We start from the raw sequence: 11,105 nt of genomic DNA, 5'->3' as shown, positions 1-11,105 counted from the left end.
ACCTAAAATAGTGCTTTGTTTGGTGTAAGCACGAAGAGTGCTTAAAAGCCTAGCTGGAGAGGGATAAATCCCTCACTACGAACAAAATATAATGCATCAAATTAGATGAAATAGTTCACTACAACCGACTCTAAGAAGTAGAATATATAGTATAATATTGAAGGCAATCTAGAGATTAATCATTATGGCACAACAGGTTGAACAAGCAGTACGCCTAGCGAAAGCTTACTTTGAACAACTTTTGCCTCAGTTAGGGGAAGGTATTGAAGACTTGCGACTCGAAGAAGTTGAGTTTTCTGAAGATAAATGGCTGATTACTTTGGGATATACCTGTTCTACTAAGATAAAGCAGAATCCCCTATTGCCCGTTACCGATAACTGGCAATATGAACGAGTCTATAAGATATTTACGATTAACTCAAAAACAAATGAAGTTGAATCGATGAAAATTCGAGAATTATGATCGACGAACTTCAAAGATTTTATCAAAAGTATCGCAATAAAGGACTTTTGATTGATACTAACATCTTGATTTTCTGGGTCGTAGGTACAGTCAATCTCAAACGGCTTGAGAAGTTTAATCGAACAAAAGGTTTTACTGCTCATGACTATGATTTATTATTACAAGTTTTAGATAACTTTAGCAAAGTTATTACAACTCCTCATATTCTAACAGAAGTAAGTAACCTAATAAATAATTTGGGAGAACCAGAGCGTTCAACTGCTTTAAAAATTTTAGGTCAAATCACGCAAAACCCTGCAAAAGTTCAGGAGGAATATCGAGAAAGTTCTCAACTCATGCAGAATGATAAATTTTCTAAATTTGGTTTAACAGATTGTGGAATACTAGAAATTTGCCAAGGTCGATATCTAGTTTTGACCAATGATTTAGAATTAGCGAGTTATTTATATTCACAAAATATAGATACGATTAATTTTAATCATATTCGAGGATTATTGAACTGAATATTGCGGATAAGATTTCCTAAGTTACCTTTTCTCGTTGAAAGGTTAACTTCATTTCCGGTAAGTCGGAGGCTTCCAGACGGCGCTTAATTTCTTCTTTCGCTGTTTCAAAGGTGGGAAAGTCATCGGTTGGCCCAAAGGGGATGCCAAAACCAGAACCGACTTCTAGGATTTTGATATTGACTTTTGCAGGCACTAACCATTTACGGGGAGAGACATAAAATTTAGTGATATATCCGACTCCATTATCCAAGCGATTAACCGAGGCAAAATCCTGTAGATATTCTTCGACTAATAGCCATGATTGACGGTCAACGCTGGCTAGAAGATACAGCGTTTCAAACTGCCATGAATTAGCCTCTGTTTTTTGAGAATTGATATATCCAGATGCACTATTGTAGAGGTCACGTTCACGCCATGTATCTTCCGGATCATTATGAAATCGATATTTTTCATGCTTGTAAGGTCTCTTTAAATCAGTGGAAAAGCTTTTGACAAACAAGCCAATTTTATCAGTGCCACGAAGAAAGCGAAATGCACCCTCCTTACTATATTTTTGTGGGTCGATATGTCGTTTGTGCAACAGATCTTTTACCGTTGTAGTACCTGACTTTTTGGAGCGGCTGCCATAGCCTCGCTTACCTGTTTTATAATCTTCACGTATGGTGGTTATTTTGTTTTTGATTTTATCTTCATCAATGGGGTCATTAAAGAAAATTCTTATCAAATCTGTATCATAAGGTCTCATTCTCTGAAATAAGCGACTATGAAAGTATTGTCTATCAGTTTCTGACTGCATTTTACTTAAGGATTCAGGGGTTACCGCTTTGATCGATCTTCCCGCTAACTTAACATCATGATATTTGCGAATTTCTTGTATTTTTTCTTGATAGTAGAAATAATCATACACATGCAGTTCTATTGCGTAGCCATTGACATATAAACGATAGACATCGATATAACGGACTGATTCCCAATTGGAACTATAGGTTTTACGAGAATTCAATGATGCTTTGATCAAGGGGTTTTCTTTTCCATCCCCAAGACTGAAATTATATTTTTCTTTGAAGGCAGTTATATCTATAGAAATGTGAATGATATCCAAGGATAACAATTTCTTGTGAAACCACCAATAATTACGATCTGAATCGGCAATGTCTTTGCGGGGAGGTTCAATACCGAGGATGAAGACAAAATCGGAAATCGCAACTAGGGTTTCTCGTAAGAGGGTTTCAGTGGGTAATACCTTTTTCGCTTTGACTGGACTCTCATTTAGGTGAGGATGGTATTTTTCAATGCGCTGCTTTTCTACTTCATCAAGTTGATCTTTACTTACCAACTCATAGTAAATGGTAAACTGTGTTTTTTTCTGCGCTTCAAGTTGATCGATGCGATGATGGGTTTTACCTTTCCAGCGTTTACAAATGTTTTTGGCTTGGCCGATGTACCATACCTTCTGGGTTTCATCTAAAACGTAATAGATCCCGGAGGACTCTGGAAGTAACTCTTTCGTTTGTAGGGGGATGTGGAGGAGTTGGAGAAGATTGTGATCGCCTTTCATACCATTGAAGAGAACTAAGTTTATACTTTATTATACCCAAATCTGCGGAACTGTAGAAACGGGCGATCACTCTCCAGCAACTCATTAGACTCCCGCTCAATCTTCTGATGTGCCCAAGAAGTACTCTAATATACACTTATTTTCTATGCGAAGGGCTTTAATTTCCTTCATAAGAGCTTCAAATTGGCGTTGACTGACTTCATGATGAATGTTTGCGATTTCTAGCAAATCCTCAGCACGCGATCGCAATTGGGCAATTTCCGTTTTTTCTGTTTCTGAATCCTCTATTCTATCCAGGCGCTCAGTCATAATCATCCCCTCTTATCCCTAACGAAATTATAGCTGATTCTACTCAATCAATTTTGGGCAAGTCTAACCCTGTGAAGATTTCCGCAAGAAACGGGTGGTTATTACAGTTAACCCTCGGTACAGTAACAGATAGGCATTCAAAAGAGTCAGTCTCTATGGAGAATGAAGATTATACTCGTATTGCTGAGGCGATCGCCTTTATGCGTCAACACCACTTAAATCAACCGGATTTATCCCGTGTCGCTCAACACATTGGACTCAGTAAATATCACTTTCAACGACTATTTACTCAATGGGCAGGCATTAGCCCAAAACGGTTTTTGCAGTATCTAACCGTTGAATATGCAAAATCACAAATTCAGAAGTCTAAAAACTTACTCGATTTAACCTCAGATGTGGGTTTATCCAGCCCCGGACGATTGCACGACTTATTTGTAACCTTAGAAGCCATGTCTCCTGGAGAATTCAAAGCCGGTGGAGCAGGCTTGCACATTGCATACGATTTTTATCCCACTCAGTTTGGTTTATCTCTAATCGCCACAACTTCTCGTGGCATTTGTAATCTATATTTTTTAGCAGAAACCGAACGAAAACAAGCAGAACAGATCTTACGAAAGTCCTGGCCAAATTCTGAAATCATTCGAGATAAAGATGCGACTGAACCCCTATTTCAACAAATTTTTCACTCAGAACCTTTGAACCATGCCCAACAGCCCTTAGCTCTCTTAGTTAAAGGGACTAATTTTCAAATTCAAGTGTGGCGAGCGCTATTGAATATTCCCTTTGCCCAGATAACCAGTTATCAAATCATTGCTAATAAAATCGGTCGTCCAACAGCAGTTAGAGCGGTAGCCAATGCGATCGGTAAAAATCCCATTTCCTATTTAATTCCCTGTCATCGTGTCATTCGAGGATCAGGAGAATTGGGGGGTTATCGCTGGGGATTAGAGCGCAAGAGTGCCATGATGGGTTGGGAAGCCAGCTACATGAATCAGAAACTTCCAGAACAGATGAGGAGAGTAGAATGAGAGTTGTAGATGTAATTCAATTATTCCTTTTAGCCGCATTATGGGGAGGATCTTTTCTGTTTATGCGAATCGGAGCGCCTGTTTTTGGCCCCGTTTGGTTAATTGAGTTGCGTGTTTTATTAGCCGGTTTAGCCTTACTCCCTCTGTTAATTCGCCTTAATCTTTGGTCTGAGGTGCGCCGTAAAATCATTCCTTTATCAGTCGTGGGTTGTCTGAATTCCGCTTTGCCTTATGTATGTCTGGCGTTTGCCTCTGTCTTTCTGCCTGCCGGATTTACCTCAATCTTGAATGCAACTTCTCCATTATTTGGCATCTTTATTGCTGTTGTCTGGTTTCAGGAAAAGCTCAGTCTAAATCGCATCATAGGGTTCTTTTTTGGATGGATTGGAGTCAGTATTTTGGTAGGATGGAAAGCGTTTGAAACTACGCCTTCGTTTGTTTTAGCTGTAGGTATCGGTTTGTTAGCTCCGGTGATGTATGCGATCGCAGCTCCTTATGCTAAACGACAATTATCCGATGTTCCTCCCTTAGTCATTGCGATCATGAGCCAACTGAGCGCGGCGATGTTTCTGTTACCCGCCTTACCCTTTACTGTCCCCAAACAGGTTCCAGCATTGGAGATTTGGCTCTCTGTGCTGGCATTAGCCCTCTTTTCAACAGCGATCGCTTCTATTCTCTATTTTCGACTGATTCAGAATGTCGGGGCAACCAAGGCTTTGACGGTAACCTATTTAATTCCAGTGTTTGCCATGATTTGGGGGACTCTAATCCTCAAAGAAGCTATTACGCCATCCATGGTGTTAGGTTGTGCATTAATCCTCATCGGAACAGCGATCGCCAACGAACTCTTCAATCCTTTACCCGGAAAAAAATTGTAACAATATCCTTATCTCCAATAATTTCTCCACATCTTAGCTGCGGCTAAAGGCTGGGGATTATTCACACATTCTGCTAAAAAGATGAGATTAATGTCTGGTAGTAACTCACTATTTTCAATTCGCTCATAACCATAATTATATTCCAATTCTGCCGGGAGATTGGAGCGAAAATGATAGACTGAAAACTCGCCATTTTGCCAAAACCAGACTTCAGGCACTTGCAACCGTCGATACACCTCTAATTTAGGAATTCCACCACTGGTAACCACCACTTCAATGGCTAAATCGGGAACATCCTTATCTGTGCCAAAACAGTACCCTTCATCTGCTTCTAATCCCGCTCGTTGCTCCTCCTGTTTCAGGGTGGTGGAGCCAAAGGTAAAATATTCAATATCAGCTTCTAGGAAATAAAGTTCTAGTAAATTGCCAATCCGAGTTTTGTCTGTTTCATGGCGGCGAGAAGTGGACATGATTTCTAAAACTCCATCTAAATATGTGACGCGATAACCGCCATTATCTCCAATAATATTGAGTAAGGTTTCATAGTATTCCCAAGTAGCGCTATTAGTCAAATAGCGGTCTTCTGAATCCGGGTGAGATAAGGGAGGTTGAGGAAATAGGGTATTAAATTTCAATGCCAGCATGATTTAATAGTTTTGTTTATAAGTTATGGTCAGAATTTCATCGAGTAAAAAGCGAATTAAGTCACCGATCATGGGGATGGTTCATCATGTTCATTAATCTACTCAAGATTGGATTATACATTTTCTAGAGTTCTTGTCCTTGTTCTACATTCAGATATTGACATTGAACCCAAAACTTTAACCAGACTTGAGTTTCAGCCGCTTCTGCTTCACAGTCATTGAGTTGAGCAACAAAAGCGGCTTGATATCTTCTTTTTCTCCAAGCTTCTACCAAGTTAGCACAGACTGAACGAGAAGAGGGACGAATTGGGTCAGTTAATGAATATCGTTCTTCAACAGGAAATGTTTTAGAATAGACAAAAATTTGCATTGCTGCATCAAATTCTAACTGATAAACCCCTAAATCTTCATGAGTCTTAATCAATGTTTTCTCTCGTTCCATAACTCCCCCATTAACTCTCTCTATTCTATCTTCCCCATCCTCCCCCTCTTCCCTCCCTTCCCAACCCACTCTACAATCTAAGATATTGGGAGATGGAGAAACCAGGATATGACGCAAGAAGCTGCCAAGACCCGGATTGAAACCGATAGTATGGGGGAAATTGAGGTACAGAACGATCGCTACTGGGGAGCGCAGACTCAGCGATCGCTCAAATATTTCTCGATTGGTCATAATTTTATCCCTCAAGAGGTGATTGTGGCATTTGCCATCTTGAAAAAAGCGGCCGCCATCACCAATCAGGAACTCGATAAACTCCCGGAAGAGAAAGCAAAATTAATCACCCAAGCAGCCGATGAAATTATTGCCGGTAAGCTTAACGATCATTTTCCCCTGCGCGTGTGGATGACCGGAAGTGGCACGCAGTGCAACATGAACGTCAATGAGGTGATTGCCAATCGGGCGATCGCCTTTGCAGGCGGAAAATTGGGCAGCAAAACCCCTATCCATCCCAACGATCATGTCAATATGTCCCAGTCCTCTAATGATACTTTTCCCACTGCCATGCATATTGCCGCAGTTTTGGCGCTCCATCAGCATCTGATTCCCAAAGTGACCAAAATGCGGGATGCTCTGCAACAGAAATCAGAAGCGTTTGCCGATATTGTCAAAATTGGCCGCACCCATCTCCAAGATGCCGTTCCCCTCACCCTCGGTCAAGAGTTCTCGGGTTATGGTGTCCAATTGACCGCAGACTTGAAGCGCATCGAACAAACCCTACCAGATTTGTATGAATTAGCACTGGGAGGAACCGCCGTCGGCACGGGGTTAAACGCACCGAAAGGCTTTGCTCAAATGGTGGCACGAAAAATTCACCATTTAACCGGATATCCCTTCATTTCTGCACCGAATAAATTCGCCGCAATTGCGGCTCACGATGCCATTGTTATGACCAGTGGGGCGTTAAAAACCTTAGCTTGTTCATTGATGAAAATTGCCAATGATATTCGCTTTTTAGGCAGCGGTCCGCGCTGTGGTTTAGGAGAGTTAATTCTACCCGAAAATGAGCCGGGATCTTCGATTATGCCAGGAAAGGTGAATCCCACGCAGTGCGAGGCGATGACCATGGTCGCAGCTCAGGTCATTGGTTATGATACCGCTATTAGTATTGCTGGCTCCCAAGGGCATTTTGAACTAAATGTTTTCAAGCCGATGATGATCTTTAATCTATTGGAATCGATGATCTTATTGGGTGATACCTGCAATAATTTTACCGATTTCCTATTGGATGGACTGCAAGCGAACCAGAAACAAATCAATACGTATTTAAACGAGTCTTTAATGTTGGTAACCGCACTGAGTCCGGCGATCGGTTATGATAAGGCAGCTAAGGTTGCCCATTATGCCCTAGAAAAAGACTTAACCTTAAAGCAAGCCTGTTTAGAATTAGGCTATATTTCTGCTGAAGAATTCGATCGCATTGTCGTTGCCGAAAAAATGGTTTATCCCCAGTAGGTTCTAAGTTATGCCCACTCTAGAAATGGCGATCGCTGTATTTAGCTATTCCTTCTGTAGCTCATGAGTCATTTTTCTGGCGGGATTTACCCAAATTAGCGGTTCAAAGGTATGAGTTAAAGTTAATTGTCTGATTCACTTAGAAATTCGCTCTGGAAAAATCTGGATTCAGGGCAATCAAACGGACTGTTCTTTAACCGATGAATTATGAGGCATAGTAGAAATCGACCAAGCAGAGAGAGATCGCAACTTAGAGCATCAAATCCAAACGTTTGGTAGCGAGATCGCCCCAACGGCGATCTCGCCGCAAAGACCGTTAATATATCATTGCTAGAGGTGAAAAAGGGTAATGGGGAGACATGGAGAAACAGAGAGTAGCCATTCCTCCTTAATCCTTACTCATTCCTTATGCCTGAGACTCAACCAAAGATATTTTCCGAACGATAATCAGCCTCTGGTTCAGCGGAAAAGGGAGCATCAGTTTTCCCCTTGGCTCTGGCTTTTGCCTTCGATGCACTGCGCTTCAGAGCTTGCAAACGGGCTTCATAGCGGCTGCGCTGGCGTTTTTTCGGGTTTTGTTCAATTAAGATCTTCAAGGCACTGCCCAGACTCTTGTAGGCATTGGGTAGGGTATAGCCAAAGCGAGTTGCCAAGGCGATCGCCTTTTCATCCGCTTGAATCGATTCCTGTAGGGTCTTCTCTGGGTTATTTTTCTGATAGAGACGATAACCGGAAACGCCACATAACGCCAGTGCCAAGAGGAGCAACAAGCCATCTTGTACCCACAGCTCTCCCACAGCTCCCCCTAAACCAATGGCTAGAGCGGCCATTTCCCAACCATCTTTAGGAATCGTATCATTCTGAATCCGCCCCACTTCATGCCAAAAGAGCAAATTTCGTTGGTCGATCGCCAGTTGATCCCATTTAGCTAAATCAATTTGAATTTCAACTTCATCATTGCCAATTTCTTCGGATCGCACTAGGGGAGGGTTCATTTCTGTTGCCACCTCTACGATCACCCAACTTTGCAGTTCTGGCGGTAATAAGCCTTTTAAGCGGCGCAGTTCATTCATTTCTGCTCTCGCAGAGGAGGTTGCATAGGATTTCATATCGCTTGCCCTAGAATCTGACAAAACAAGTAGATCGTCTTATGTTGAGTATATCTTGGACGATGACTGAATGGGGAATGGGGAACGGGGAATGGGGAACAGGAAATAGGAAATAGGCAATAGGGAGCAAGCTATTTCCGTGTCTCCCCATCTTCCCCATCTTCCTACTCCCCGTAGGATTCTGTGGTAATTTTCCCTCGAAAGACCACGTAGTTATAAAGCGTGTAGGCTAAGAGAATTGGAATTAGGAAGCCCACAAAGATGATCATAAACACCAATGAGCTAGTGTCCGAGGCAGCTTGGTAAATGGTAATGCTCGGAGGAATAATGTAAGGGAAAATCAAGAATCCTAAGCCCAGAAAAGAGGAAAAGAATAGCAAGACTGTCCATAACAATGGAGTGAACTCCCTTTCTTGTTGGAGACTACGGTAAAGCAAGAAGACCAACAAAATACAAGCTACCGGGATGAGGGAAAAGAGGTAAACTTGAGGCGGTTCAAAGAGCCGAGAGCGTACAGAATCATAGAAGATAGGGGTGCTAATCGTAATGAACACCGCACCTAAGAATGTGGTCAACGTGGCAATTTTAGCGGTTTTGAAATGGGTTTGTTGTAGCTCTCCTGTGGTTTTCATGATCAGATAGGTGGAGCCAATCAAAACATAGCCTTGAATTAGGGTTAAGGCAACTAAGACCGATCGCCAAGTTAACCAGTCAAAAGGGCCGCCAATAAAATGTCCGGCTGCATCCACATTAATGCCTTCAAACACCGTTCCTAGGGCAAATCCTTGGCCGAGGGCAGCCAGGAAACTACCGATACCAAAGGCATAATTCCAGAAAAACTTGCGTTCTGAATTTTCCCGAAATTCAAAGGAAACGGCCCGGAATAGCAAGCCAACCACCATGATCACAGCCGGGAGATAGAGGGCGTTTAAGACCGTTCCATAGGCGAGGGGAAAGGCTCCAAATAGGGAACCTCCCATGAGAACTAACCAGGTTTCGTTCGCATCCCACACATTACCTAAACTGGTCATCAGGAGCGATCGCCTTTCTTCAGAAGATGAGGTAATCGAAAGAATCCCGACCCCCAGATCGAAGCCATCTAACAGAACATAGAGGAACAGAAAAAGTCCCAGAATGAAAAACCACAGTTGAGGAAGAAAATATTCTAGAGATTCCATAATCAATAGGGAATGGGGAATAGGAAAAAGAGTGCTAACTGGTGACCGTTAACTGGTCGTCCTTAATTGAAGTATTGCTGGGTAAAGGAATCTCTAAATTGGGGCCTTTGCGAATAATACGAGAGCCAAAATACAGAGCAGATCCCAGGAAAAAGATGTAAATACTGGTAATTCCCACCAGAGAGGTGAGGATTTCTCCGGGAGGCAGATTAGATGCTGCGTCTACCGTACGAATTTCGCCGTAAACGGTCCAGGGTTGTCGTCCTACACAGCGCACGATCCAGCCCGTTTCTACAGCAAGATAGCCCAAGGGAGCAGCAAAAATCCAGCCTCGCAACAGCCATTTTTGGGCGGTAATTTTCGCTTCTGCAAGTTGACCTCTAAGCCATTGCAGGACAGTTATTGCGGCTAAAGCGGCTAAGAATAACCCGATCGCAATCATAATGCGGAAAGAATAATACACTAATCCCACCATATGGGGACGGTCTTCATAGGGCCATTCTTTGAGTCCGTAAACTGGTTCTGTGAGTTGGGGTTTTAGCTCCAATAGATAGCTCAGAGCATAGGGAAACTTAACTTCCCAATCATTCGCTTGTGTTTCTGCATTAGGAAGCGCTACCATACTCCATCCGGCGGTTTCTCCTGCGGGAATCGTTTCCCATTGAGCTTCCATGGCAGCGAGTTTGGTGGGCTGATGGTGATAGACTTGTTCGGCACTCAGGTGACCGATAAAGATTTGTAAGGGAGCAACGGCGATCGCCACTGCTAAAATGATTTTCAGGGATTTGCTAAAAAAGGCAACATTGCGACCATTAATCAAATACCACGCACTAATGCCACCAATCACAAATAGCGACGTTTCCAACGTAGCGAAAAACATATGTAGGAAACTGTTAACCATAAACGGGTTAGCAATAGCGGCAAAAAAGTCGTGAACCACAAACTTGCCATCGATAAATTCCCCACCTGCGGGAGTTTGTAACCAAGAATTAGCCGATAAAATCCAGAACGTAGATAAGTTGGCTCCAAAGGCTACTAAAATCGTAGAGATATAGTGAATAACCGGGGGAACTCTGTTCCAACCAAACAGCATGATACCGAGGAAACTGGCTTCGAGCATAAAGGCCATCGTTCCTTCAAAACCGAGTACTGTGCCAAAAAAGTCGCCCACCGCTTCGGAAAACGGGGCCCAGTTCATGCCAAACTGAAAGGCCATGGGCAGTCCAGAAGCAACTCCAATCCCAAAGTTGAGGACGTAAATCTTAGCCCAAAATCGGCAATGACGATAATAGTCTGGATTGCCAGTTTTCAGCCATAGACCTTCCAGGATAACCAGGAAAATACCCATGCCTGTCGTCAGAACGGGCCAGAGCATATGAAAAATTGCAGTTAAGGCAAATTGAATGCGTGAAAGCGTTACCGTATCTGAGAGCCAATCCATGAACTACCTGCATGTTCAGTAAATTTTGTCTCTTTTG

At 42.6% G+C, this 11,105-nt stretch carries 12 protein-coding genes and 1 pseudogene; 6 read left to right on the top strand and 7 right to left on the bottom strand.

Annotated elements, in window-relative coordinates:
* Positions 1 to 184 precede the first annotated feature (184 nt).
* Complete coding sequence (locus J7529_RS19735; protein WP_318730389.1) at positions 185 to 463, top strand: hypothetical protein; 279 nt, start codon at positions 185 to 187, stop codon at positions 461 to 463.
* Positions 460 to 966: a PIN domain-containing protein gene (locus J7529_RS19730; RefSeq protein ID WP_318730388.1), complete on the top strand. Its 507-nt coding sequence runs from the start codon at positions 460 to 462 to the stop codon at positions 964 to 966. Before J7529_RS19735 ends, J7529_RS19730 begins: the two co-directional genes overlap by 4 nt.
* A 19-nt stretch (positions 967 to 985) precedes the next feature.
* Here the strand turns inward: J7529_RS19730 and J7529_RS19725 are convergent, their stop codons facing one another.
* Together J7529_RS19725 and J7529_RS19720 are read right to left on the bottom strand one after the other, a co-directional pair.
* Complete coding sequence (locus tag J7529_RS19725) at positions 986 to 2,527, bottom strand: GIY-YIG nuclease family protein (RefSeq protein ID WP_318730387.1); 1,542 nt, start codon at positions 2,525 to 2,527, stop codon at positions 986 to 988.
* 96 nt (positions 2,528 to 2,623) lie between these two features.
* Positions 2,624 to 2,836, bottom strand: coding sequence for a hypothetical protein (locus tag J7529_RS19720; RefSeq protein WP_318730386.1), 213 nt, complete (start codon positions 2,834 to 2,836; stop codon positions 2,624 to 2,626).
* Positions 2,837 to 2,991: 155 nt separating this feature from the next.
* On the opposite strand from J7529_RS19720, the gene J7529_RS19715 reads away from it, so the two are divergent.
* Both J7529_RS19715 and J7529_RS19710 read left to right on the top strand, forming a co-directional pair.
* Positions 2,992 to 3,864 (top strand): methylated-DNA--[protein]-cysteine S-methyltransferase, encoded by an 873-nt coding sequence (locus J7529_RS19715; RefSeq protein ID WP_318730385.1) that lies wholly within the window; start codon positions 2,992 to 2,994, stop codon positions 3,862 to 3,864.
* Positions 3,861 to 4,742, top strand: coding sequence for a DMT family transporter (locus J7529_RS19710; protein WP_318730384.1), 882 nt, complete (start codon positions 3,861 to 3,863; stop codon positions 4,740 to 4,742). Before J7529_RS19715 ends, J7529_RS19710 begins: the two co-directional genes overlap by 4 nt.
* Positions 4,743 to 4,750: 8 nt before the next feature.
* Here J7529_RS19710 and J7529_RS19705 read toward each other — a convergent pair whose 3' ends face one another.
* The gene (locus J7529_RS19705; RefSeq protein ID WP_318730383.1) at positions 4,751 to 5,386 is read right to left on the bottom strand and encodes a Uma2 family endonuclease; all 636 of its coding nucleotides are present in this window, start codon (positions 5,384 to 5,386) and stop codon (positions 4,751 to 4,753) included.
* Between the two features lie 127 nt (positions 5,387 to 5,513).
* Positions 5,514 to 5,828, bottom strand: a pseudogene (locus J7529_RS19700) (four helix bundle protein); the annotation flags it as partial.
* Between the two features lie 108 nt (positions 5,829 to 5,936).
* On the opposite strand from J7529_RS19700, the gene fumC reads away from it, so the two are divergent.
* Positions 5,937 to 7,340, top strand: a complete 1,404-nt coding sequence (gene fumC, locus J7529_RS19695) for a class II fumarate hydratase (protein WP_318730381.1) — start codon at positions 5,937 to 5,939, stop codon at positions 7,338 to 7,340.
* Between the two features lie 130 nt (positions 7,341 to 7,470).
* Positions 7,471 to 7,551 (top strand): element excision factor XisI family protein, encoded by an 81-nt coding sequence (locus J7529_RS24830; protein ID WP_413038935.1) that lies wholly within the window; start codon positions 7,471 to 7,473, stop codon positions 7,549 to 7,551.
* Positions 7,552 to 7,759: 208 nt separating this feature from the next.
* On the opposite strand, the gene J7529_RS19690 is transcribed toward J7529_RS24830, so the two are convergent.
* The 3 genes from J7529_RS19690 to J7529_RS19680 all read right to left on the bottom strand — a co-directional run bounded on the left by J7529_RS19690 (position 7,760) and on the right by J7529_RS19680 (position 11,068).
* On the bottom strand, positions 7,760 to 8,449 hold the full coding sequence (locus J7529_RS19690) for a DUF3318 domain-containing protein (protein ID WP_271939097.1): 690 nt from the start codon (positions 8,447 to 8,449) through the stop codon (positions 7,760 to 7,762).
* Positions 8,450 to 8,613: 164 nt separating this feature from the next.
* Positions 8,614 to 9,627: a cytochrome d ubiquinol oxidase subunit II gene (gene cydB, locus J7529_RS19685; RefSeq protein ID WP_271939099.1), complete on the bottom strand. Its 1,014-nt coding sequence runs from the start codon at positions 9,625 to 9,627 to the stop codon at positions 8,614 to 8,616.
* 34 nt (positions 9,628 to 9,661) lie between these two features.
* Complete coding sequence (locus J7529_RS19680) at positions 9,662 to 11,068, bottom strand: cytochrome ubiquinol oxidase subunit I (protein ID WP_318730380.1); 1,407 nt, start codon at positions 11,066 to 11,068, stop codon at positions 9,662 to 9,664.
* Between the last annotated feature and the right edge of the window lie 37 nt (positions 11,069 to 11,105).

The sequence above is a fragment of the Roseofilum sp. Guam genome (assembly GCF_017746735.1).
Classification (GTDB): domain Bacteria; phylum Cyanobacteriota; class Cyanobacteriia; order Cyanobacteriales; family Desertifilaceae; genus Roseofilum; species Roseofilum reptotaenium.
Note: the sequence above shows the minus strand (reverse complement) of the source record. Positions and strands in the feature narration are given on the sequence as shown.

Excerpts from the sequence above, each read along its gene's own strand:
- J7529_RS19720 (WP_318730386.1), bottom strand. The coding sequence starts at position 2,836 with ATGACTGAGCGCCTGGATAGAATAGAGGATTCAGAAACAGAAAAAACG.
- J7529_RS19725 (WP_318730387.1), bottom strand. The coding sequence starts at position 2,527 with ATGAAAGGCGATCACAATCTTCTCCAACTCCTCCACATCCCCCTACAA.
- J7529_RS19705 (WP_318730383.1), bottom strand. The coding sequence starts at position 5,386 with ATGCTGGCATTGAAATTTAATACCCTATTTCCTCAACCTCCCTTATCT.
- J7529_RS19710 (WP_318730384.1), top strand. The coding sequence starts at position 3,861 with ATGAGAGTTGTAGATGTAATTCAATTATTCCTTTTAGCCGCATTATGG.
- J7529_RS19715 (WP_318730385.1), top strand. The coding sequence starts at position 2,992 with ATGGAGAATGAAGATTATACTCGTATTGCTGAGGCGATCGCCTTTATG.
- J7529_RS19730 (WP_318730388.1), top strand. The coding sequence starts at position 460 with ATGATCGACGAACTTCAAAGATTTTATCAAAAGTATCGCAATAAAGGA.
- J7529_RS19735 (WP_318730389.1), top strand. The coding sequence starts at position 185 with ATGGCACAACAGGTTGAACAAGCAGTACGCCTAGCGAAAGCTTACTTT.
- J7529_RS19690 (WP_271939097.1), bottom strand. The coding sequence starts at position 8,449 with ATGAAATCCTATGCAACCTCCTCTGCGAGAGCAGAAATGAATGAACTG.
- cydB (WP_271939099.1), bottom strand. The coding sequence starts at position 9,627 with ATGGAATCTCTAGAATATTTTCTTCCTCAACTGTGGTTTTTCATTCTG.
- fumC (WP_318730381.1), top strand. The coding sequence starts at position 5,937 with ATGACGCAAGAAGCTGCCAAGACCCGGATTGAAACCGATAGTATGGGG.
- J7529_RS19680 (WP_318730380.1), bottom strand. The coding sequence starts at position 11,068 with ATGGATTGGCTCTCAGATACGGTAACGCTTTCACGCATTCAATTTGCC.